The sequence below is a fragment of the uncultured Salinicola sp. genome (genome assembly GCF_937921195.1).
Taxonomy (GTDB): Bacteria; Pseudomonadota; Gammaproteobacteria; order Pseudomonadales; family Halomonadaceae; genus Salinicola.
This window is the reverse complement of the sequence record NZ_CALFQK010000104.1, coordinates 1-23,911: the sequence shown is the minus strand read 5'-3', so window position 1 is coordinate 23,911 and position 23,911 is coordinate 1. Positions and strand designations below refer to the sequence as shown.

The window sequence follows — 23,911 nt, the reverse complement described above, 5'->3', positions numbered from 1 at the left end:
GATGGCGTCAACGCAGGGTGTCGAGATCGAACGCTCCCGCCTCCTCGATCACCTGCGCCAGCCGGGCGCCGAAATGATCGACAAGCCGACGCCCGGTCTCGGCGTCGGCCAGGGTCGCGTTGCCAGTCACCCCGCTGGCGTGCAGATCCTGCGCCATCCAGGCGTAGCCGGCATCCCCCTCCGGGCCCAGGGTCGATCCGGCCTGCTCGCGGATTCGCCCTTCGGAGACCGCATCGGCCAGCCGGGCAACCCGAACCTTGTCCGGGGCGAGATGTAGCATCATCGACGTTTCCAGCGCGCCGCCGTGCAGGCCATGGCGGAGTTCCTCGGCGGGCAGCGTCTGCGCCGGCGGCGTGAAGCGGAAGTAGTTGGCCTTGACCACCAGCATGGCGTGCCTCGCCCGCAGCTTGAGCGCGGCCAGGTCAATGACCGCCTTGTTGCCGCCGTGGCTGTTGAACAGCACCAGACGGCGAATACCGGCGCGGCTCACCGCCTCGCCCAGCGCCTCGATGACCGCGATCGCCGTTTCCGGCAGCAGGCTCAACGTCCCCGTGAAATCGGCGTGTTCCAGACTCGAGCCCAGCGCCAGCGGCGGCAGCAGGATCACGTTCCGGTCCGGTGCGAGTCTTGTCGCCGCCGCCTCGAGCAGGCCCAGTCCGATGTCCAGATCGGTGGAAAGCGGCAGATGCGCGCCGTGCTGCTCGATCGCCGCCAGCGGCAGCACGGCCACCGTCCCCGCGTCGACCAGTCCGGCCATTTCCGTCGTGGTCAGTTCCTGCCACTCGTGGACACTCATGTTTCACTCCCTGACGAATCCCTTGGCACGGATGATCCTGGCAGACCCAGCAGCCGCTCCGCGATCGCGCTGTCCCTGACCACCTGCCGGGCGATGGCCTCGCGTAACGTCCGCTCGTCGTTGCCACCCTGTGCCAGCGCCAGCGTCAGCCGCGAGCGGGCTCGCGTGATGCCAGTGTAGATCAGCTCCCGGGTGACGATGGGATTGGCCCGCGCCGGCAGTGCGAACAGGACGTGATCGAACTCCGATCCCTGGGATTTGTGCACGGTCATCGCGAATGCCGTCGCCGCGGCATCGAGCCGCGACGGCAGTACCTGGCGGATACCGTCACCCTGCGGGAAACAGACCCGCAGCCGGCCGGCGTCATCGGCCAACGTCAGCCCCAGGTCGCCGTTGTAGAGCCCCAGTTGGGGGTCGTTGTGGGTCACCATCACCGGGCGGCCGGCGAACCAGCCATCGGTGCGCGAGATCCAGCCCTGCTGCCACAGCGCCCGGGCGATGCGATCGTTCAGCCCCTCGACGCCCCAGGGCCCGCGGCGCAGGGCGCACAGCACCTGGAAGCGGCCCTGCAGGGCAAGAATCGATGCCACGTCCGCCCCGCCACGTAGCGCCTCGAACAGCGGCCGGTAGCCTGTCACCACGGCCCGCTCGAATGCCGCCGCGTCGATGTCTAGCGTCTCCACATCCTGGAAACCCGATTTCAACAGCCGCGTGAAGTCGCGGCCATCGCCGGCGTTGGCGGCCCTGGCGAGAGCCCCGATGCCGCTGTCCGACCGGAAGCGGAAACTCCGGCGCAGCATCGCCACGTGATCGGCCAGCGGATTGGTCTCGGCGGCAACGGGCAACGGCTCGCCCGCGATCGCCTGGAGATAGTCGCGAGTCGCCTCGGAGTATCCGGCGTCGCCGGCCCCCGCACACAGATCGCCCAGCACCGAGCCCGCCTCCACCGAGGCCAGTTGATCCTTGTCGCCAAGCAGGATCAGGCGCGCCTCCGCCGGCATGGCATCGAGCAGCGCCGCCATCATCTCGAGATCGACCATCGAGGCCTCGTCCACCACCAGCAGGTCGAGGCTCAGCGGCGCCTCGGCATGATGGCGGAAGTGGCGCGTGTCCGGGCGCGCCCCCAGCAGCCGGTGGAGCGTCTGCGCCTCCTGGGGTATGGCGGCGCGCACGGCGTCGGAGACCTCCAGCCGGCCGACCGCTCCCGCGATCGACTCCGATAGCCTGGCGGCCGCCTTGCCGGTGGGCGCGGCCAGCCGTATCCGCAGCGGCTCGCCCTCGCCCGACAGCGACTGCTCCTGCAGCAGCGCCAGCAGGCGAGTCACGGTGGTGGTCTTGCCGGTTCCCGGCCCGCCGGAGATGATCGTCAGCCGCTGCCGCAGCGCCAGGGCGCACGCCACGCGCTGCCAGTCAGGTTCGCCCTGCTCGCGCCGATTGCCGGCGAACAGAGCCTGCAGTCGCGTGGACAGCCCCTCGTCAACCGCCAACGGCGGCCCCAGACGCTGGCGCAGTCGTGCCGCCACCGCGCTCTCGGCCTGCCAGTACCGGCGCAGGTAGACCCGGTCGCCGTCCACGACCAGCGGTGTGGCGAGCCCCTCGGCCGCCGTCGCCTCGGCAACGGTGGTGGAGCCGATCAGCGCGGCGAACCATCGCGCCGGCGTGACCGGGTCGAGCAGGGATTCCGGCAGCACCACCGCCTCCGCCGATTCGTTCTCGCCCTCGTTCTCCAGGGGCGGCAACGACAGCGCGGAGCGTGGTGCGTCCAGCACCCGGGAGAGCGACAGGCAGACATGGCCCCGGCCCACCTGATGGCTGACCAGCGCTGCAGCCAGGCCGACCAGCGGATCGGCGGCGGGATCGCGTTCGAGCAGAAAGAGCGCGAAGTGGCGGTCCAACTGGCGCAGCCAGCCCAGCGCCACCCATAGCGACAGCGCCGCCAGCAGGGTGTCACGGCTGAGCGCGCCGGCCTCGGCCGCGGTCGGCGACATGGGGGCGTCGTCGCCATCCAGGGCCAGCGAGAACTGGTCCGCGCCCTGCGAGCCGGGGCTCGCCCCACGATTCGGCTGCGTTGTCGACGGTCGGCAACTCATGTCGGTATCTCCGTGGGTTGTCGCAGCAACGCGCCCGCCGGCCCGGCGTCACCCTCGAGCCACGCATCCAGCGCCTCGATCAACGCCCGCGACGGGCGCCGGTGGAACACCCCGGGGGCGACTTCGGACGCCATGCCAGGCTCGAACGCGCCCTGGGCCGCCATGGCAGACTCAGGCGCGTCTTTGGGCGCCTTGGCAGACTCAGGCGCGGCTTTGGGCGCCATGGACAGCGGCGCCTCGGAAAGTCCCCGCAGGAAGACGTAGCAGGCGCCGCCCATGTGCCGGTCGTAATCGTAATCCTCCAGCCGCGACGCGAGCAGGCGGTGTAGCGCCAGCACGTAGAGCACGTACTGCAGGTCGTAGCGGTGATCCACCATCGCCGCGGCCAGGCGCTCGCCCTGGTAGTCGTCCGGCGTATCGCCCAGATGATTGGATTTCCAGTCGAGCACGTACCAGCGCCCTCCCGATTCGAAGACCAGATCGATATAGCCCTTGAGCATGCCGTTGAGCTTGCGCGGCGTCAGCCGGGGTCGTCGGCCTGGCAGCGGCTCGAGCCGTGAGACGAGACGATCCAGCGGCTCGCTCCAGGCTGCCGATGCCGGCAGCCAGAACTCGAGCTCGGGCCGCCATGACTCGAGGCGATCGAGGCGCACCGAGTGGCCGTCGACGGCCATCAACGGCGAGCGCAGCCGCTCCAGCAGCAGCGCCTGCAACAGCGGCGCCCACTCGGCATCGAATCCGCTGGTCGCCAGACGGCGGTCGATCTCCCGGCGCAGCGCCACGGCATAGCCGGGCTCGTCCAGGCGATCGAAGTCGAGCGTTTCCAGCAAGCCGTGCAGGAAGGTTCCCGGGCGTGGCCCCCGCGGGAAATCGAACAGCGCACGGATACTGGGCCGCGGTACCGGATCCCGCTCGCGGCTGACCTCGATGTCCAGCGTCGCCGGCAGGTCCTCGCTGGCCGCGACCGCATCCTCGCCCCCACCATCGCCGGTGTCGTCGCCGTTCCACGCCTCCTCCTCCTCGCCCACGGTGCGACGGGCATCCGCTATCAGCGAGGTGTAGGAGGCGATCCACCAGTCATCGTCGATCTCGCCGTCGAAGATCCGCGCCGGTTTGGTCTCCGGGGCGGCCATCGCCGCTCGCAGCCGGTGATCCGGCGGTTCGGGCAGCGGCTCGACCGCCAGCCAGCCGTCGCGCTGGCCCTGCCGCAGCCGATCCAGCAGCGCCGCACCATCGTCCGTCTGCGCGCTGCCCAGCAACCGGCCCAGCGCGGTCTCGTGCAGGCAGCCGCCCTGGCCCCGCCCGCGACCGACATGGGCGACACCCAGTCGACAAGCGTAGGCGGCACGGGTCAGCGCGACGTAGAGCAGACGGACATCCTCGTCGAGTCGCGCCAGATCGGCCTCGCGCTGGTGATCGTCGTCAGGCGAGGCCACCAGCACGCTGCCTTCGTCGCCGGGAGGCCTCACCGCCAGCAGTCCGGTCCGGCGATCCGGCTCCGCCGGCCGATGCGAGCAGACGAACGGCAGCAACACGATGGGATACTCGAGTCCCTTGGACTTGTGCACGGTGACCACCCGGACCAGATCCTCGTCGCTCTCGAGACGCTGGCTGAGCGCCTGGCTGTCCAACGTCGCGACGCCCTCCTGCAGCGCCCGGTGCCACCAGCGCAGCAGCGCCTGTTCGCCATCGAGCCGCTGCTGGGCGTTCTGGGCCAGTTCACCGAGATGGAGCAGATCGGTCAACGCCCGCTCGCCGTCGACGCGCTGGGCCAGCCGTTCGGCGACGCGGAAATCCTGCATCACCCTGCGCAACATGGGCAGTACGCCGCGCCGTTGCCACTGGCGATGGTAGTCGCCGAAGCGCTCGACTTCGCGCTCCCACGCCAGCTCGTCGGCCAGCAGCGCTTCCAGGGCCCGCGGCGAATCGTTGAGCAACTGGGTCGCCAGTGCCGCCTTGAGCCGGGCATCCTGGCGCGGCTGGGCCACCGCCTCGAACAGCTGCAACAGCTCGAACGCCTGCGGGGTGTCGAACACGCTCGACTTCTCGCTGAGGTAGACGCTACGGATCCCGCCGTCGGCGAGCGCCCGTCGCACCTTGAGTGCCTCCGGCCCGTTACGTACCAGGATGGCGATATCGGCCGGCTGGACCGCACGCTCGCCGGTGGCGCCGGCGAAGCGCCACTCGCCCTCCAGCAACCGCTGGACCTCGGCCCGGGTCGCCGACGCCATCGTCGCCTGATAATCGCCCTGGCTGTAGCGCTCGGTGTCCGGCCACCACACTCCCAGCGCGGACACCGGCCCACCGTCTCGGTCGACCAGCCGCGTCGGCTTGGGCTGGGAGTCGATCGCCACGAACGGTATCTCGGCGCTGCCGAACGGCTGGGGGTGACGCTGGAACAGCGCGTTGGTGGCCTCGACCATGGTCTGTGTCGAACGGAAGTTGCGCATCAGCGTGAAGCGGCTCGGCGTGGCCCGACGCGCGCGCAGGTAGGTGTGGATGTCGGCACCGCGAAAGGCGTAGATCGCCTGCTTGGGATCGCCGATCATCAGCAGCGCGGTGGCGGTGGGGTCGCTCTCCGGGGCCCGATAGACCTGCGAGAAGATCCGGTACTGGACCGGATCGGTATCCTGGAACTCGTCGATCAGCGCCACCGGCAGTTCCTGGCGGATACGCGCCGCCAGCCGCAGCGCGGCATCGCCGCCGTTCCGGCCCGGCGCCAGGGCGGCATCGAGATCGTTGAGCAGATCCGAGAACTCCCACAGCCCGCGGCGCCGCTTCTCCTCCGCGAACGCTATCGCGATCCGGTCACGGGCGTGCACCAGCACCTGAGAGGCAATCGCATCGAATGGCGTGCCGGCCTCGGCGAGCCGATCCAGCCAGCCGAAGAACGGATGCTCGGGCACCGCCGCATTCTTCTTCGTCGCGCCCGCCAGCTTCTCCTGGCTGAGCCAGAAACGGCCGCTGCTGTCGGTGACATCCTCCGCCTTGTCGAAACTGCCCTGCTCGAGCCAGCTCTGGAAGGCGGCGAGACGGGTTTCGAGCTCTTCCGGCTTGTAGCTGTTCTTCTTCAGCGCGTCGGCGTCGAACGCCCCCTGCAGCGTCTGGCGGATCGCCTCCCCATCCCAGTGCCCGCGCAGGGCGGACTCGATCTCCTGGCGTTTCTCCATTTCACGCTCGAAACCGCCGAGCAACGCCGCCAGCGATGTGGGCGCAGTCACCGCCACGCCATCCACCCACAGCGGCTGTGGCTCGCCATCCTTCAGCAACGGCCGCAACGCGGTGGTCAGGGCCTCCGGCCCGCTCCAGCGCGAGCGGATCTGGCGCTGCCAGCGCTCGTCGAGCGGATAGAACTCGCACCGCCAGTAATCCTCCACCGTCCGGGCCAGCAGCGTCTGTCCATCCTGCAGCAGTTCGGCGGAGAACCGCGCTCCGGCGTCGAAGGCGTGGCGGGTCAGCATCCGCTGGCAGAAGCCGTGAATGGTGAAGATCGCCGCCTCGTCCATCAGTCGCGCGGCCTGGTCCAGCCGCTTGGCCCCGCCGCGGCAGGCGGTCTCTCCGGTAGCCGCAAGCGGTGCCAGCAGGGTCGCCAGCACCGGGTCGGCGCGGTCCTCGGGGCGGGCCAGCAGCCAGTCACGCGCCTGCTTGAGGCGCGCGCGGATACGCCCGCGAAGCTCGGCGGTGGCGGCCTCGGTGAAGGTCACCACCAGAATCTCCGGCGGCGTCAACGGACGCGGGAAATCCACCGCCTCGCGCCCGGGTAGCGGCCCCAGCACCAGGCGAACGTAGAGTGCCGCCAGGGTGAAGGTCTTGCCGGTGCCGGCACTGGCCTCGATCAGATGCCGTCCGGTCAACGGCAGGCCGTCGAGCGCCAGCGGGACGACCTCCTCGTCCATCGCGGCATCGGCACGGTCGCGGCTGTCGGTCATGAGTCGCCCCTCGGAAGATGAATGCGCTGCGACGCCTGGCGCATCGCCTCCAGCAGCGGCTGGTAGTGGCGGACGCTCTCGGCCACGCCACCGGCCGCCTCGAACGCCTCGAAGTCACGCCAGAGCTGGCCCAGGCCGCCCTCTCGCTGGACCAGCGCCGCGACTTGGTAGTTGCCGGCCTCGTAGTCCGCGGCAAGCCGCTCCCGCAACGCCGGTTCGGGCGCCTCTCCCGCGGCCAGGGCTTGCAGCGTCTCGGCACGGCACTGGCCCCACAGCGTGCGGACCAGCTCCCCCGAGGCCGGCAGCGGCTTGCACCAGGCCCGCCACCAGCTCGCCAACCACGCTGTCAGTCGCCGCCTCGCCTCGAGCCGTTCCAGCGGCGGGAAATCGAGACAGCGATCCTCGAAGATCGCCGTCCAGTGACACGACGCCTCGCCAGCCGCATTGACCAGCAGCCAGCGCAGATAGCCGGCATGGAGTCGATGCGGCTTGCCGAGCTTCTTCCACGGGCCGTCGCCCTCGGGCTTGAAGTGACCGAAATGGCTGGTTTCCAGCGTCATCAATCGGCAGCCGCCCTGCTCGTCCGTGAACAGTCCGTCGACGCGCGCCTCCAGCGCCAGCGACGGCACGTCGTCGGCAGCCGCTGCCTCGAAACGCAGCAGTGGCGGCTCCCGCTCGCTGGCGGTCGCGGTCAATCGTCGCCAGGTCTCCAGTTGCGTCTCCAGCCGTTTCAGCGTCGGCTCGATGGTGGCCAGGCCGAAACCGGCAGCCGGCAGGCGCCCCGCCAGACGCAGCCGGTCCGCCATCTGCACCAGCGGTTCGCCGCGGCGCCCGGCGTCCAGCAGTTCGCGCTTGACGGTGTGGTCCTCCAGCGCATCGAGGACGAAAGGCTCGCTATCCTCGTCGGGAACTTCGGCCTCCTGGAAACGCACTCCCAGGCGGCCGAGGTAGACGCTCCAGGGGCGGCGCAGCAGCCGCTGCAGGTCGGCCAGCGCCAGCGCTTCGTCCGGCGACGGGGGCGGGGCCGGCTCGGCGACGTTCTGCCCGGTGTCCCGTTCGGCATCGTCGCGGGTGTCGTGCAATGGCGCCCAACTGGCATCGAAGGTGTAGCGTGGATCGTCGGCCTGGAAGTAGCGACGCGAAAACGGTTGCAGCGGGTGGGTCTCGATCAGCCGTGCCGCCAGCGCCGTCTCGTCGTCCACCGCCGGGCCATCCCCCGGAGGGCCGGCCGGACGCCAGCCCTGCTCGAGGGTATCGAGCAGTTCGCCGATCAGCACCGAGGGCGGTCGCGGCGTGTTGTCGCGCTGGTCGAAGCCGACCCACGACAGCGTCAACCGTTCGCGGGCGGAGAGCAGCGCCTCGAGCAGCAGGTAGCGATCGTCGTCGCGGCGCGAGCGATCCCCCGGCCGCGGGCGCTGCGCCATCAGGTCGAAGTCCTGGGGCTGGCGGGTTCGGGGATAGGCGCCGTCGTTCATCCCCAGCAGGTAGACCTGCCGGAACGGAATGGCACGCATCGGCATCAACGTGGCGAAATTGACCTTGCCGGCGAGGAAGCGCTGGGCCAGGCCGCCGTCGTCGAGCTCGGCCTTGAGCGCATCGCGCACCACCGCCAGGCCGATCGGCTGCGAGAACGAGGCCAGCTCGCAGCTCTCCTGCCAGCGGCCCAGCGCCTGGTCCACCCGCGCCAGCACATCGTGCTCGTCCAGTGCCGTCGGCGCGAACAGCGCCTCCATCAGCGATCGCAGTCGCATCAGCCAGCCCGCTGGCGTGCCAGCTTCGCTCAGGGCCTCGCACTGGGCGGCCAGCACCTGCATCAGCTCGGCGAGCCGCCCCGCCAGATCCGCCTCCAACCCGCCCACCTCGTCGTAGGGCACGATGGCGTCGAACTGCCACGCGCTGTCGGCAGACGTCCCGTTCGGTACTTGCGGCCCGGCGGCATCGGGCCGGTGGACGGCCCCAGAGGATCGCCCCGACGGCATCGGGCCGGTGGAGGGCAAAGCGCCGGTGGAATACCCCAGCAGCATGCGTTCGAGCCCGAACGCCCAGCTGTTCTCGTGCAGCGCCGGAAACCCGAGCGCCTGGCGATGCGCGCCCGAGAGTCCCCAGCGCACGCCGCTGTCCGCCAGCCACCGCCGCAGGCGCGGCAGTTCGGCTTCGTCGATGGCGAAACGGGCCCGAAACGCCGGCACATCGAGCGCATCGAGCAGTTCGCTCACCCCCAGCCGCCGCTCGGGCAGTTCCAGTAGCGACAGGATCAGCACCATCATCGGATGCGCTTCACTGGCAACCTGGTCGGCGATGGTGAAGGGGATATGGCGCGGATCGTCCGTGGGCAGCCGGCCGAAAACCGCTTCGATATAGGGGGCGTAGACGTCGATCTCCGGCACCATCACCAGGATGTCACGCGGCCGCAGCGGCGCCCCCTCGGCACTGGCCTCCTCGAAGGCCGCCAGCAGCCGGTCGTGCAGCACTTCCACTTCGCGCAGCGGCGAATGCACGCTGAACAGCGACAGCGAGGCGTCGTCCGCCGCGATCTTGCGTTTACCGCTCTCCCGGGTGCGCTCCCCCGGATGCCTGAGATCGAGGATGTCCTGCTGCAACTGGTTGAGCAGGGGCGCTCGTTCGGCAGCCGATTCAGCGTCCGCCGCCGGGTCGCGAAAGAGATCGGTCTCGACGTCGAAACCGCCATCCTGGCTCTCGAACTCGTAGAGACCGACGATGAAGTCGCGGCCCTGGGCGCCCCAGGCGGCCAACAGCGGGTTGGCCTGAAGGTGCAGCGCCTCCTCGTCCAGCGTTTCGAGCCAGGGCGCTTCGGGGTGGCGGGCCTGCTGGCGTGCCACCGCCTCGGCGGAGAGCCGACCGGCGCGCTTGATCGCCTCGCGGTCGGAGACGATGTCGCCCCAGTAGTGGCGGCAGGGGTTGGTGATCATCAGAAACACATCGATGACCCCGGAGAGCGCATGCAGCGCCTCCAGCGTCTGCGACGGCAGCGCCGAGATGCCGAAGACGAAGAGCCTCGGCGGCAACCCCCTGGGGCAGCTCTGCAGTCGCCTGGCGGCGTGCAGGAAACGACCATGCAGGTTGGCGCGGTGAAACGCCCGCTCGTCGGGCCCGGCGTCATCGATCAGCGCCCGCCATAGCGCCGGCTGCCAGCGCTGGTCGACGGGCAGGTCCCGAGGCGACTCCTCCCCCGCCTCCCACGCTGCCAGCCAGTCCGGGCGATAGTTGAGATACTGGTCGAACAGATCCGCCAGGCGGACCGCCAGTTGCCAGCGCTTGCGCTCCGCCTGCTCGGCCGCCCTGCGCTGCACGCCAGTCATCGCAGGGACCTCGCCACCGGACTCGCCCCCCGCAGCGTCTGGCATCGCGCCAGCCGGCCCGGCGCCCAGATAGTGGGCGAGCGGCGCGAATACGACCGGTTCCGCGGCGACCGCGCTCTCCAGCAGCCGAAAGATACGCCACGCCAGCGGCCGCTTGTCGAACGGCGAGTGCAGCGGAATCGACTGCCCCTCGTCCTCCCCTCCGGCCTGTTCGAGCACCGCGCGGTAGGCACGCCAGACGAAGCTCGAGGGCAGCGGGAAATCCACCGAGGCGGCGATCCCGTCGGCTTCGGCCAGCGACAGGCGCAGCCACTGGGCCATGCCGTTGGACTGCACCAGGAAAGTCTCCGGGGTCAGTGGCGGCAGTCGATGGCGCTTGATCAGCGCCAATGCCAGGTCGTGCAGATCTTCAAGATGATTGGCATGCAGGACGCTGAACATCCGTTCTCCGGGATTCACGGGGCGACGGGGATCGATGAGGCACCGATCATGGTCGTGCCATCCTACCGTGGCGCAGGGCGACGATCACCCGAAGCCTGTGGCAAGATATGACAATTGAATGACAGCCGTAGCGTCATTGCCCTCGAATACCCGCAGTGAAAAGGATTTGCGTTGACGACGCCCGTCTTCCTCGCCGTGCTGGCCGGTGCCCTGATGCACGCCAGCTGGAATGCGCTGGTCAAGGTGGGCCTGGACCGGTTGCTGAGCATCTCGCTGATTCAGGCCGCCTGCGCTGTGATCGCCCTCGCCGGGGTCGCCTTCGTGCCGCTGCCGCGGGCGGAAGCCTGGCCGTGGCTGGCGGTATCGGCGGTTCTGCATATCGGCTACAACGTGTTCCTGGCCCGGGCCTACCGGGTCGGCGACCTCGGCCAGATCTACCCCATCGCCCGGGGTTGCGCACCGCTGCTGGTGACGCTGATCGGCGTCTTCGCACTCAGCGAGCACCCCTCGTGGATCGGCTATGCGGGGATCGCGGTGCTGGTCCTCGGCATCCTGTGCATGGCCTTCCGGGGCGGCAAGGGGCCGCGCCTGGAACGCGCCTCGCTGGTCAATGCCCTGACGACCTCCGCCTTCATCGCCGGCTACACCCTGGCCGACGGCAGCGGCGCACGCGCCAACGGCGATGCGATCGGCTACGTGATCTGGCTGTTCCTGCTCGACGGCTTCGGCATGCTGCTGGCGCTGGTGGCCATGCGCGGCGCTCGGACGCTGCCCGAGTTGACCCGCCACTGGCGGGTCGGTCTGATCGGCGGCGCGCTCTCCCTCGGCGCCTACGGCATCACCATCTGGGCCATGACCCAGGCGCCGATCGCGCTGGTCGCGGCCTTGCGCGAGACCAGCGTGCTGTTCGCCATCGCCATCGGCGTGATCTGGTTGAAGGAGCCGTTGCGCCGCGAGCGGCTGCTCGCCGGCGGACTGATTCTCGGCGGCGTCATCCTGACCCACTGGGGCTGACTGTCATCCCCTGCCAGGACTGCTAGGCTTAGCGGAGCGAATCACCGCTCTGCCAACGCCGTTGCCGTGTCTTCCGGCGCCCATTCGACGCTCATCCAGGCGACAGCAATCGGCAAGGAGCCCATCGTGTCTCTCACCGCGCCAACGTACACCACCAACGCCGACGACCAGCCGCGCCGGGTCGGTGTCGAGATCGAGTTCGCCGGCATCGGCCCCATTCAGGCGGCACGCCTGGTCGAGATGACGTTCGGCGGTCGCGTCCAGCAGCATAGCGCGCATCGCCTTCAGGTGACCGGGACGCCATGGGGCGTCTTCCATGTCGAACTGGACAGCAAGTACGTCCATCCGGACGAGCGCTTGCTCGACCGTGCCCGCGCCATCGACGGCCAGCCGCCGGGCATCGGCGAGCATCTGCGTGCCAGCCTGCACAGCCGCACCCGGGAGTGGCTGGGCGACATGGTGGCGGGCCTGGTGCCGACGGAGATCGTCTGCCCGCCGATTCCCTGGCATGAACTGGAGCGCCTGGACGAGCTGTTCGCGGCGCTGCGCCGGCACGGGGCGGAGGGTACCGATGCCAGCCTGCTGTACGGCTTCGGTCTCCACCTCAACCCGGAAATCCCCTCTCCCGACGTCGAGAGCGTGGTGGCCTACCTGCGAGCCTATCTGATACTCGCCGACTGGCTGCGCGACGAGATCGTCGTCGACGTGACGCGGGACATGCTGCCCCATACACGCCCGTTCCACAGCGACTACACCCGCCGGATACTGGCGCCGGACTACGCTCCCACGCTGCAGGCGCTGATCGACGACTACCTGGTTGCCAACCCGACCCGCAACCGTGAGCTGGATCTGCTGCCGCTGTTCGCCTGGCTGATGCCGGACCACCCCAACGCGCTGCTCCGGGAGACGCTGGTCAAGCCCCGGCCGACCTATCATTACCGCCTCCCCAACGCCGCGCTCTCGGACCCGGAGTGGGGCGTGAGCGTCGAATGGAATCGCTGGGCCGAAGTCGAACGCCTGGCCGCCGATCCGGACCGCCTGGCGGAACGCAGCGCCGCCTACCGCGCGCACCTCACCCAGCCGACCCTGAGCCGCTGGCTCGACTCCCTGCGCCACTGGATGCGCCACTGATGGATTCGACGCAAGCCCAATCCGAACGTAAACGGCGATCCGGATCGACACGCAGGACGAGCCGGCCGCTGATCGGTATCACCACCTCGGATCACAAGAGCTTCCTGGCCTGGTGGTGCGACTGGATCTCGGTCTGGCGCGCCGGAGGCAGGCCGCTGCGGATCTCGCCCGCGCGTCCGCTGCGACGGCCGGTGGACGGCCTGATCATCGGCGGGGGCGACGATATCGGTGCCCAGCGCTACGGCGGCGAGATGCAACTCGACGTTCGCATCGACCCCGCCCGCGACGAGCTCGAACTCGAACTGCTGGCCCGCTATCTACCGGAGCGGATACCGATCCTGGGCATCTGTCGCGGCGCCCAGATCATCAACATCCACTGCGGTGGCAGCCTGATCGAGGACATCCAGACGACCTATCGCCACATTAGGAACCGGCGCATGGTGCTGCCGCGCAAGCGCATCGAGATCGAGCCATTCAGCCAGCTGGCCGACATTCTCAACCGCCGCTACTGCCACGTGAACAGCCTTCACCACCAAGCGGTGGATCGGCCGGGGGACGGGCTGAAGGTGGTCGCCCATGACCGCGACGACCTGGTGCAGGCGATCGAGAGCGACCGCCACCCCTTTCTCATTGGCGTGCAGTGGCATCCGGAGTTCCTGCTCTTCAGCCGCTCGCAACAACGGTTGATCCGGGCGCTGGTGGATGCGGCCCGAACGGGGGCTGCCACCCCGATGCAAAGCCCCGGGGATGACGGCCGATCACTTGACCGCAGTGACGACCACCTCCAGTAGCGCACCCGGAGCCAGATCGCTCACGCCCAGGGTTGCCCGCGCCGGCAATGGCGCCGGATCCAGCCAGACCTTCCAGACATCGTTCATGGCATCCTTCTGCCCTAGGTCGGTCGCATAGAGCGTCGCCGCGACGATCTTGTGCTTGTCGGAACCCGCCTCGGCGAGGTAGGCATCGATCTTGTCCAGAATCTGGCGAGTCTGCCCTGCCATGTCCTGAGACCGGTCCTCGGCCACGATTCCTCCCAGGAACAGAAAACCGTTGGCCTCGACCACACGGTGCATGATGGGTGTCGGAATATGACGCTTGATATCGCTCATGAAGAACGCTCCTGTCGATCGCTGTCGAAAAGTCGACGGCCGATGCCGTCAGTGTGTATGACTCGCCCGCGCAGCCGCGGAGGACGAATCGAAACGTCGTATGTCGAACGGCGCGATCGGCAACGCGGGTTCCCGCTCCAGCGCGAGGTCCCGGACGATTTCGCCGGTAATGGCCGACAACTGGAAGCCGTGGGCCGAGTAGCCGAAGGAGTGGATCAGCCTCGGATGTCGCCAGCTCAGGCCCAGCACGGGAATGCCATCCCCGGTCACCCCCTCGATACCCGCCCAGGTGCGCACCACGCGAACGTCGCGCATGAACGGGAACAGCCCAAGCGCGGTCTGCACGTTCTGGGCCAGGCCCGCCAGGCGCACGTCTGCATGCTCGCCGCCGGTATCGATGCATCCCGCGATGCCGCCGCCGATCATCACGCTGCCGTTGTCCATCTGCTTGAATGACAGCGCGCGCGATGCGCTGCCGATCACCGGGCCGAGAAACGGCGTCACGCGCTCGGTGATCGTCAGCATCAACGCCTGGGGCTGCATCGCCACGCACTCGTCGAGTGCCCCACACAACCCACCCGCCCAGCCGCCGGCGCAGTTGATCAGCCAATCGGCATCCAGGCCGGGCAGATCGGGATGATCGGTGGAGAGTCGCCAGCCGCCACCGGGGACCCGGTCCACGCGGGTCACCTGCACGCCTTCCCGCCATATCGCACCTTCGCGCTGTGACTGTCGACGCCAAGCGGTCAGCGTGCGGTAGGGATTGGCCGCACCATCGCCATCGCAGGCCAGCGCGCCCACGCAGTGCGGTGCCACTGCCGGCACGCGTCGGCGCAGCTCTTCCCGGGAGAGGATGATTTCATGATCGAAGCCGAGCTCGCGGACCTCGGCCGCACGCGACACCAACCTGGCCATGTCCTCGTCGTTCTCGGCCACCTTGATCTGGCCGCAGGGATGGAATCCGCCATCGTCGCCGATCAGCGTTTCGAGTCGCTGCCAGCGCGCGAGGGCAGCGACCGCCAGCGGGATTTCGGCGGGATGCCGGCCCAGCCGCCTCACGCCCCCGGCATTGACGCCGGAGGCGTGCCGACCGGCGTAGTTCTTCTCGACCACGGTCACCCGGAAGCCGCTACGCGCCAGTTGCGTCGCCGCGCTCGCGCCATGTAGACCGCCCCCGATGACTAGCGCCGTGGGCTTCACGAAGCGGTCTCGGTCTCGTTCCGCGCCGGCGCTTCCGGGGCACCCCCCGCCGCGCTGGCCAGTTGCCCCAAAGTGATGGGCTTGAAAGGCGGACGCAGGCGGTAGTAGCCGGTCTGCTCCAGACTCTGGTCGTTTTCCGCAGCGAGGATCTCGCTCACCGTCAGACCACACAAGCGTCCCTGACAGGGCCCCATGCCGCAGCGGGTGAAAGACTTCATCTGATTGGGGCCCGCACAGCCGAGCTTGGCGACGCGGCGGATCTCGCCGGCGGAGATCTCCTCGCAACGGCAGACCACGACGTCGTCGTCCGGCCGTCGCCAGCTGTCGCCTGGCCGATAGAGGGCATCCAGGAAGGGACGAACGACGAGCTCTGCGTCGAGTTTCCTGCGTGCTGGCGCAGCCTCGCGTGCCAGCGTGGGGCCATCGATATGGCCCAGCGATTCGAGCGCCGCCAACGCCGCTAGCTCGCCCTGAAGTTGGGCCGCGCGTGCTCCTCCGATCCCGCCACCGTCACCAGCGATGAAGAAGTTCTCGATGTCGCTGCGGCCGAACGCATCCCGCCGCGGCCGCCAGCAGAGCTGCTGTTCGGACCAGTCGTGCGCGCCGCCAAGCGCTCTGGTCATCTGGACGTTGGGCACCACGCCGTGATGGAGCAGCAGCGTGGTCGCCTCGCAGTGCTGCCAGTCGTCGGGTCGGTCGGCCGTCCGCCAACCCACGCCGGTCAGCGTCTCATCACCCTCGGCGCGCAACGCGACGACGTGACGCTCGTGACGGACCCCGGCGCGCTTCAGTTCGCGCAGTAGCTCCGCCCCTTTCTTCAGGTAGCGCCAGCCTCTGATGGCCCCGCCGATATGCGCCAGGGCCAGTCGCCGGTTCTCCTTCGATGTCGTCTCGAGAATGGCGGCAACTTTCGCCCCGGCACGCAGGTACTGCACCGCCACCAGATAGAGCAGAGGCCCGCTACCGGCCAGGACCATGGGAGCCTGGGCGACGACACCGGAGGTCTTGAGCAGTACCTGAGCGGCGCCGGCGCCCATGACGCCGGGCAGCGTCCAGCCGGGGACGGGAAATGGCCGTTCCTGGGCACCGGTGGCGAGAACGATGCGCTCGGCCCGGATCAACGCTGCGGTGTCACCTGCGAGCACGCCGATCTCACCATCCCGGGTCAACTGCCACACCATATGGCCGGGGCGATAGTCGACCGACTCGCGTCGCAGTGCCTCGATCAACGATCGTCCGTGCCAGTAATCCTGGCCCAGCAGTTCGGGATCGCGCAGCGGCGTCGATTCCAGTGCCCGGTAGATCTGTCCGCCGGGTGCGGGCTGCTCATCGAAAACGACCGGCTTCAGCCCATGGCGTGCTGCGGTTAGCGCCGCCGCAATCCCAGCCGGGCCGGCACCGATAATCGCCAGTGGAATCGTCTTCATGGCGAGACCCTCCGTGCGCCTTGCTGGCTTCTCACCGTCATGCCCTCGACCACCGTAACCTGACATCCCTGGCGGTTGGGCACACCATCGATCTCCAGCAGGCAATCGAAACAGGCGCCCATCATGCACCACGGGCCTCGCGGCGACTGGCTGACCGGCGTGGACCGGAAGCGATCGATACCGGACGCGAGGAGTGCCGCCGCAACCGTGTCTCCGGCCCTGGCGATCAGCTTTCGACCCTCATACTCGATGGTGACGGTACGGCCCTCTTCAGGCCGTTTCAGATACGCGAACATGGAATCTCTCCGCGGTGAGTGGGACGATCTCCTCGGGGTATTCGCCGCCGCCGATCCAGGGGGCGAGACGTTTGGCATGTGCCGCCGCCAGCGTCACGCCGCTGTGGCAGCAAGCCAGGTAGGCTCCCGGATGAGTGACGGAGGCCTGGTAGATCGGACAGCCGTCCGGCGTCATCACCCGCAACGCTCCCCAGCTCCGGACGATGCGCACATCGCGCAGGCGAGGAAAGGCCCGTAACGCCCGCTGCGCGATATCCGCCAGGACTTCGGTGCGGGTGCCGTCGTTCATGCCGACATCCTCGTGGGAGTCGCCGATCTGCAGTGAACCCTCGCCAGTCTGGCGCAGGTAGGTCGTGGGGATGTCCAGCAGCGGTGCGACGCGCTCGGTGATCATCACCTCGCCGCGGTTGGGCAGCAGCGGTGCCTCGAGTCCAACCTGCTCCGCCAGCCCTCTGTTGCCCAGACCGGCGGCCAGCACCACCCGTTGGCAGTGGACACTCTCGCCATCCCGTTCGAGCCGGAACGCCCCACCGTCCCGCGCGATACGACGCACCGGGCCCCCACGGCGATATTCACCGTCCCGCTGGTGAATTCCGGCATGCAGCGCACGCAACAGGTAGAGTGGGTTGGCGTGGCCATCCATTGGCGTCCACGAGGCGCCGAAGACATCACCCCCGATCGCGGGCACCAGCGACGCCAGCGCCCGGTGATCGAGCATCTCGAAATGAAACCGCCCTTCGGTCTCGCGCGATAGCCGATCCATCGTCTCGCGGCGCTGCAGCCACTCCCGTTCGGTGTGGCAGATATGCACGCCACCGCTGCGCTGGTGCTGGACATCGATGCCGGTCAACTCCTTGAGCTCAGGCGCCAGTTCGAGCCACAGTCGTGACGAACTCTGGCTCCAGTCCGAATAGTTGGGCATGCCCAACCCCTTGCTCTGGATCCACACCAGGCCGAAGTTGCCCCGCGACGCGCGATAGGCGACGTCGCCCTCGTCCATCACGACGACCCGATGTCCCTCGCCGCACAATCCGTAGGCGATGGCGCTACCGACCAGACCGCCACCGACCACCGCAAAATCGTAATTCGCCATAACCCATCCCAAGCCCTGACGGCTGTCACCGATTCGATTGCACCGCCATGAACGGCGGTCGCCCCGGCTCGACGCGCGAACGCCGAACCCCTGCTCTAACCCTTGCCGCTCAGCACCCGATCCAGGCCATAGAAGCGATCCAGCACCAGCATGAACGCCACGGTCAGCACGATGATCACGGTCGATACCGAGGCCAGCAGCGGATCGATGGTCTGCTCGATGTAGTTGTACATCTTGACCGGCAGTGTGGTGTTGCTCGGCGAGGCGACGAACACGGTCATGGTGAGTTCGTCGAAGCTGGTGATGAAGGCCAGCATCCAGCCACCTGCGACGCCGGGCAGCATCTGCGGCAAGGTGATCCGACGAAAGCTGGTGAACGGGTTCGCCCCCAGCGAAACGGCGGCGCGCTCCGTCTCGCGATCGAGCCCCATCACCGCCGCCAGCACCAGGCGGAGCGTGTAGGGCATGACGATGATGACGTGGGCTAATACCAGCGAGGCGAAGGTGCCGCCGATACCGATCTCGGAAAAGAAGCGCAGGAATGCCACCCCGAGCACGATGTGCGGGATCATCAACGGGGAGAGGAACAGGCCATTGAGAAACTCGCGCCCCGCGAAACGGAAACGCGCCAGCGCCAACGCCGCCGGGATCGACAACAGTGTCGCCAGCGTTGCCGAGACTATGCCCAGGTTGAGGCTATGGTAGAAGGCGTCGATGAAGTCGGGCCGTTCCAGAATCTCGCGAAACCAGCGCAGCGAGAAGCCGGCGGTAGGATACGAAAGGTAGCCCTTGGGCGTGAAGGCCACCAGGATTATCACCACCAGTGGCGCCAGCAGGAAGATCACGAACAGGGTATGAAAAGCGAGCGCCAGGCGCCCGTTGCGACGGCTGTCGACACTCATGCTCAGCCCTCCCCCAGGGTGCGGCGAAAACGCCTCTCTACCCATCTGCTGTAACTCATGACGATGATCACGTTGAGCAGCAGCAGCACGATCGAGATCGATGCACCCAGCGGCCAGTTCATGGTGCTGAGGTACTCGTCGTAGACGCTGGTGGCGACGACCTTGAGGCGCCGGCCGCCGATGATCGAGGGCGTGGCGAAATAGCTCGCTGTCAGCGCGAACACGATCAGACTGCCCGACAGCACGCCCGGCAGGACCTGCGGAAAGATCACCCGGCGCATCACGGTGAACGGCTTGGCGCCGAGCGAAAGTGCGGCATCTCCGGTACTCAGATCGACCTTGCGCAACGACGCCCAGACCGAAATCACCATGAACGGCACCAGCACGTGAACCATGGCGATCACCACCCCGGTATGGGTGTACATGAGACTCACGCCGCGCGAACCGGCCAACCCCAGCCCCTGCAACAGCTGACTGAGCAGGCCATTGCCGCCGATCAGCAGCACCCAGCCCAGGGTTCGCACGACCACCGAAATCAACAGCGGCCCTAGCGTCACCAGCAGGAAGATCGATCGCCAGGGGCTACGCATGCGATAGAGGATGTAGGCCTCGGGCGCGCCCAGCAGCACACAGAGCACCGTGGTGACGAGGCTGATGGCGTAGGTTCGCAGGAAAATCTCGTGGAAATAGCCGTCGAAAAGCACTTCAGCGTAGTTGGCGAAGGTCAGTGTCTTATCGATCCCGGCGGTATAATCGAAGGTGTAGAACGATAGCGCCAGCGTCATCAGCAGCGGCATGCCCAGCAGCACCAGGAAGAACACGGCGGCGGGCCCGGTGAGCCACAGCGGCAACCAACGCTCCAGGTGCCTGGCGCGGTTCGGCGACCTCGGCCGCATTGTCTCCATTACCGTTTCGGTCATGACATGCCTCCAAGCGACAGCGTCGTTTTCGGCCGGTCCTTCAACAGGCGCATCGAGTCCGGTGTCCAGCGCACGCCGACCTCGTCGCCGACATCGAAGCTGGCCGGACCACAGTTGGGGCAGGTCGCCAGCAGTAGACCGACCGGCGTGTCGATCTGATAGAGCCAGTGGTCGCCGGCGAACTGGCGCGTCTGGACCCTGCCGTCGACCAGCCCCTGACGACAGGCCGTCATTTCTAGCCTCTCGGGCCGGATCGACACCCGCACGGGTCCGTCCCCCACCATGCCCGCACCGAACAGGTCCAGGCGCTGCCCCCCAAGGTCCACGCAGGGCTGCCCGTTGGTGCCAGCGGCCACCTGGCCTTCGAGCAGATTGGTCTTGCCGACGAACGTCGAAACGAAGATGTCGGCGGGCTCTTCGTAGGCACGGAATGGCTCAGCGATCTGCATCGCCCTGCCCTGATCCATCACCACCACCCGATCGCTCATCGACAGTGCCTCACCCTGATCGTGCGTCACCATCAGCGTGGTCGTTCCGACGTTGCGCTGGATGTTGCGCAGCTCCAGTTGCATTTCCTCGCGCAGCTTGGCATCGAGGTTGGAGAGCGGCTCGTCAAGCAGCAGCAGTGGCGGCTCGATCACCAGCGCTCGCGCCAGTGCCACGCGCTGGCGCTGGCCGCCGGAGAGTTCTCGCGGGTAGCGATCATCGAGATGATCCAGGCGAACCAGCCCCAATGCCTGACGGATGCGTCGACGTCGCTCTGGCGCCGTGATCTTGCGCATCTCAAGACCGAAACCGACGTTTTCGGTGACGGTCATGTGCGGAAACAGCGCATAACTTTGGAACACGATGCCGAAACCGCGGGCATTGGGCGCCAGATCTGTCATGTCCCTGCCATCCATGACGATGCGTCCCGCGCTTGGCAGCGCGAAACCGGCGATCATCTGGAGTGTCGTGGTCTTGCCGCAGCCCGACGGGCCCAGTAGCGAGACGAACTCGCCGCGCTCGATGGAGAGATCGAGCGTGTCTACCGCGGTCGTATCGCCATAGCGCTTGGTCAAGGAATCGAGAGTCAGGAAGCTCATGCTCAGTCACTCCCGGGCGGCGCCGTCCATGGCGGCAGCGCCACCCGCTGATGGGTTTACCGTTGACAATGATCTTGAGACGGCACCGAATCAGCGCTCGATGCGTCGATTCCAGAGATTGGTCCAGGCCTGACGGTTCTCGTTGACCGTATCCCAGTCGAGCGTCACGAGATTGGCGACGCGGTCGCCGTAGGGAACCTTGGCTGCCAGCGCCTCGGGCAGTTCGACCTGCTTGTTGGTGGGACCGTTACCGCGCTCGCGCGCCAACAAGATCTGCACGTCAGGCGTCAGTAGGTAGTCGATGAATGCCTGGGCCAGGTCGGCATGGCTAGACCCTTCGACCAGACAGGCGCCCTGGACCAGGGCGACTGCCCCCTCCTTGGGGTAGACGAACTCGATGGGGAAACCGGTATCGGCCAGCGACTGCACGCGACCGCTTCCCCAGACCGACATTACGATCTCGTGGTTCTGGTAGAGTTCGGACGTCTTGCCGGGGGACGGCGTGAAAGAGAGCACGTTGGGCGAGATGTCACGCTCGAAGACCTTGAAACCCGGCTCGATATCGCTCTCGCCGCCTCCATTCATGCGTGCCATCATCACCAGCGCATAAAGCCCATAACTGTTACTGATGGAGGGGACGTTGATGGCGCCGGCGAAGCGCTCGTCGCGAAGGTCGTCCCAGGAGTCGGGCGCCGCCCAGCCCTCCTCGTCGAAGATCGCCTTGTTATAGGCCAGACCGCCGGCAATGATGCCGATGCCCGCCGCCTTGTCGTCGGGGAAACGCGCGAAATCGTAGAGTGCGTCGAGGCTGGAATCCTGATCCTGGGACTGACACAGCCCGTAGTTGATCGCCTGATAGGTGGGGCCGTCGTCCATGATGGCGACGTCCATCTGCTGATCGTTGCGCTGGGCCTGCAACTTGGCCAGGGTGTCGGTGGAATTGCCCGGAACGTAGACGATGTCGACGTTGTGAGCCTTCTCGAACGCGGGAATGATGGAATCGCGGAAGATACCTTCGAAGGACCCGCCATAAGCCCCCAGATAGAGCGTCGGCTTGTCCTGCGCCTGCACGGTGGCAGCGGTGGAGAGTGCCATGACGGCACAGACCATTAGCTTGCGTTTCATACTCTAACTCCGTTGTTTTTATGCGTCGTTATGAGTCGTGAACGGATCAGCTCGCTAGTTGAAGCGGCTGTCCTGCAAGCTATCGTCGTTTTTCCATCAGGCCCAATGCCGTTTTAAATGCCGGCTATTCATTAATGTTATGGCTGTTGGCGATTCAAGGCTTTGCCCCCTCCAACTGGCGCACTAGGGCCCTTCTACCGCCTTGATGAACTCGGTGGCCAGCCGGGAAGGCGGGCGAAAAGCGGGTAGTAATGCGCTGTATCGAAACAGGATGGACGGCTCGAAATCCCGGACCGCCAGCCCACGGCTCACGTAGCTGTAAGCCGTGGCCGGTTCGATCAGGGAAATACCCGCCCCCGCCAGTACCATTTCGCAGGCCACCGATGAGAGCTGCGTCTCCAGGCGCAGGTCGCGCTTGATACCCGCCTCGGCGAAGACGCGATCGATGTCGGGCCGAACGTCCAGGAACTGCCCCACGGAGATGAAAGGCTCCCCGGCGAGATCGCTGGCCCGAACCCATTGCCTCGCTGCCAGCGGATGATTCGGCAACATCACCAGCTTGAGCGGCGCCTCGATCATGGTCCGTTCCTCGACCCCCGGGTCCTCGAAGCTCAGTCCGATGAAACCGACATCGCACTGCTGGGTCGAGACCCATTCGACGACTCGCTTGGAGCTGTGGGCCTGCAATGAGATCGACACCGCCGGATAGCGCTGGGAGAAACGGTGGACGATGTCCGGCAGCAACGAGATGGAGAGCGCCGGCATGGCGCAGATGAACAGCCGTCCGGAACGGAATTCGCGAATGTCGCGGGCGGTTTCGGTGATGCGCTCCAACCCAACGAACGAGCGTTCCACCTCCTCGTAGAAGGCCAGCGCTTCCGGTGTGGGTACCAGGCGCCCCTTGTGGCGAAGAAATAGCTCGAAACCGATGTAGTACTCGAGATCGGCAACCAGCCGACTGACCGCCGGCTGGGAGACGTAGAGCGTCTGAGCGGCGCGGGTCACCGTCTTGTGGATCATCACCGCGCGAAAGGCTTCTATCTGTCTGAGATTGATCATGATGTCAGGCGTCGTCCGATCAGCGAAATCCCGGCCCAACAATGTAAGCGCTTCCAAGGCCGGCGCCCAGCCGCGCCGCCGCTTCCGCGCCAGACCCAGCCTAACGCAAGACACCCCGAGCGCACGGAGCGCACGGAGCGCGACGGGGTGTCATCGAAGCGCCAGGACCCTACGACTACGACGGCATGACCGCCAGCCGGCGCCCGGCAGGCGTGCGCAGCAGAAACAGGCCGATGAGGACACCCATGACCGATAGCGCGGCGACGTAGATCGCCGGCGACATCGGGTACCAGCGCATCAGCGTGGTAACGATGATCGGCGTGAAGCCACCGAATATCGCGTAGGCGACGTTGTAGGAGAACGACAATCCGCTGAACCGGACCGCCGCCGGGAACGCCTTGACCGCCACCGCCGGGATGGCACCGGTAATCCCCACTGAGAAACCGGCCAGGGCGTAGAGCGGCATCAACTGGTCGGGACGCTGGCCGACGACGCTCATCATCAGCCAGTAGCTCGTCCCCAGCAGCACGCTCCAGCCGATCAGGGTCGCGCCGCTGCCGAAACGGTCGGCGCACCAGCCGGCGACCACGCAGCCCACGATCAGGCACAGGATCGCCACCACGTTGGCCAGCGAGGCGTCCAGCCCGGCGTACTGCGCCGCCAGCAGCGGCGGCGTCATCAACATCACCACGACGATGGCCGCGGTCAGAATCCAGCTGACGGCCATGGCCAGCAGCACACCGCCCAGGTGATCGCGAAGCACCGCCTTGACCGGCAGCTCGGCGGCCAGCGCCCGGCGTTCGCGCAGCTCGGCGAAGACCGGGGTCTCGCGCAGCCAGCGACGCAGGTAGACCGCGATCAATCCGAATCCCCCGCCGATCACGAACGGAATTCGCCACGCCCCTTCGGCCAGTTCGCCAGCCGAGTAGTGCGATTTCATCGCCGCCGACACCAACGAACCGATCAGAATGCCC

Annotated in this window: 18 protein-coding genes; 3 read left to right on the top strand and 15 right to left on the bottom strand. The window is 67.4% G+C overall.

Annotated elements, in window-relative coordinates:
- Nucleotides 1-7 precede the first annotated feature (7 nt).
- Genes Q0602_RS10605 through Q0602_RS10590 form a run of 4 tightly spaced genes read right to left on the bottom strand, consistent with a single transcriptional unit; the run spans nt 8 to nt 10,576 of the window.
- Entirely contained in the window at nt 8-796 is a 789-nt protein-coding gene (locus tag Q0602_RS10605; RefSeq protein WP_298842719.1) for a creatininase family protein, read from the bottom strand.
- Nucleotides 793-2,886, bottom strand: coding sequence for an exodeoxyribonuclease V subunit alpha (gene recD, locus Q0602_RS10600; protein WP_298842711.1), 2,094 nt, complete (start codon nt 2,884-2,886; stop codon nt 793-795). The genes Q0602_RS10605 and recD overlap by 4 nt, the downstream gene beginning before the upstream one ends.
- Nucleotides 2,883-6,815, bottom strand: coding sequence for an exodeoxyribonuclease V subunit beta (gene recB / locus Q0602_RS10595; RefSeq protein ID WP_298842707.1), 3,933 nt, complete (start codon nt 6,813-6,815; stop codon nt 2,883-2,885). Before recB ends, recD begins: the two co-directional genes overlap by 4 nt.
- A complete protein-coding gene (locus tag Q0602_RS10590) occupies nt 6,812-10,576 on the bottom strand; it encodes an exodeoxyribonuclease V subunit gamma (RefSeq protein ID WP_298842704.1) in 3,765 nt (1,254 codons plus the stop codon). Before Q0602_RS10590 ends, recB begins: the two co-directional genes overlap by 4 nt.
- A 171-nt stretch (nt 10,577-10,747) precedes the next feature.
- Between Q0602_RS10590 and Q0602_RS10585 the strand changes: the two genes are divergently transcribed.
- The 3 genes from Q0602_RS10585 (at nt 10,748) to Q0602_RS10575 (ending at nt 13,512) form a co-directional block, all read left to right on the top strand.
- A complete protein-coding gene (locus Q0602_RS10585) occupies nt 10,748-11,590 on the top strand; it encodes an EamA family transporter (RefSeq protein WP_298842702.1) in 843 nt (280 codons plus the stop codon).
- Between the two features lie 126 nt (nt 11,591-11,716).
- Nucleotides 11,717-12,721: an amidoligase family protein gene (locus Q0602_RS10580; protein ID WP_298842699.1), complete on the top strand. Its 1,005-nt coding sequence runs from the start codon at nt 11,717-11,719 to the stop codon at nt 12,719-12,721.
- On the top strand, nt 12,721-13,512 hold the full coding sequence (locus tag Q0602_RS10575; protein WP_298842696.1) for a gamma-glutamyl-gamma-aminobutyrate hydrolase family protein: 792 nt from the start codon (nt 12,721-12,723) through the stop codon (nt 13,510-13,512). Before Q0602_RS10580 ends, Q0602_RS10575 begins: the two co-directional genes overlap by 1 nt.
- On the opposite strand, the gene Q0602_RS10570 is transcribed toward Q0602_RS10575, so the two are convergent.
- From Q0602_RS10570 to Q0602_RS10520, 11 genes are all read right to left on the bottom strand, one after another.
- Nucleotides 13,480-13,830, bottom strand: a complete 351-nt coding sequence (locus Q0602_RS10570; protein WP_298842693.1) for a RidA family protein — start codon at nt 13,828-13,830, stop codon at nt 13,480-13,482. The two genes, Q0602_RS10575 and Q0602_RS10570, sit on opposite strands and share 33 nt — an antisense overlap.
- 48 nt (nt 13,831-13,878) lie before the next feature.
- Nucleotides 13,879-15,030 (bottom strand): FAD-binding oxidoreductase, encoded by a 1,152-nt coding sequence (locus Q0602_RS10565; protein WP_298842690.1) that lies wholly within the window; start codon nt 15,028-15,030, stop codon nt 13,879-13,881.
- Nucleotides 15,027-16,457, bottom strand: coding sequence for an NAD(P)/FAD-dependent oxidoreductase (locus Q0602_RS10560; RefSeq protein WP_298842687.1), 1,431 nt, complete (start codon nt 16,455-16,457; stop codon nt 15,027-15,029). The genes Q0602_RS10565 and Q0602_RS10560 overlap by 4 nt, the downstream gene beginning before the upstream one ends.
- Nucleotides 16,454-16,753: a (2Fe-2S)-binding protein gene (locus Q0602_RS10555; RefSeq protein ID WP_298842684.1), complete on the bottom strand. Its 300-nt coding sequence runs from the start codon at nt 16,751-16,753 to the stop codon at nt 16,454-16,456. The genes Q0602_RS10560 and Q0602_RS10555 overlap by 4 nt, the downstream gene beginning before the upstream one ends.
- Nucleotides 16,728-17,846, bottom strand: coding sequence for an FAD-binding oxidoreductase (locus tag Q0602_RS10550; RefSeq protein WP_298842681.1), 1,119 nt, complete (start codon nt 17,844-17,846; stop codon nt 16,728-16,730). The genes Q0602_RS10555 and Q0602_RS10550 overlap by 26 nt, the downstream gene beginning before the upstream one ends.
- A gap of 95 nt (nt 17,847-17,941) precedes the next feature.
- Nucleotides 17,942-18,748, bottom strand: coding sequence for an ABC transporter permease (locus Q0602_RS10545; RefSeq protein ID WP_298842678.1), 807 nt, complete (start codon nt 18,746-18,748; stop codon nt 17,942-17,944).
- A gap of 2 nt (nt 18,749-18,750) precedes the next feature.
- Complete coding sequence (locus tag Q0602_RS10540; RefSeq protein WP_298842673.1) at nt 18,751-19,668, bottom strand: ABC transporter permease; 918 nt, start codon at nt 19,666-19,668, stop codon at nt 18,751-18,753.
- Nucleotides 19,665-20,753, bottom strand: coding sequence for an ABC transporter ATP-binding protein (locus Q0602_RS10535; protein ID WP_298842669.1), 1,089 nt, complete (start codon nt 20,751-20,753; stop codon nt 19,665-19,667). The genes Q0602_RS10540 and Q0602_RS10535 overlap by 4 nt, the downstream gene beginning before the upstream one ends.
- A 90-nt stretch (nt 20,754-20,843) precedes the next feature.
- Entirely contained in the window at nt 20,844-21,878 is a 1,035-nt protein-coding gene (locus tag Q0602_RS10530) for an ABC transporter substrate-binding protein (protein ID WP_298842665.1), read from the bottom strand.
- 183 nt (nt 21,879-22,061) lie between these two features.
- On the bottom strand, nt 22,062-22,937 hold the full coding sequence (locus tag Q0602_RS10525) for a LysR substrate-binding domain-containing protein (protein WP_298842662.1): 876 nt from the start codon (nt 22,935-22,937) through the stop codon (nt 22,062-22,064).
- 175 nt (nt 22,938-23,112) lie between these two features.
- The coding region (locus Q0602_RS10520; protein ID WP_367276961.1) for an MFS transporter at nt 23,113-23,911 on the bottom strand (799 nt) is incomplete at its 5' end.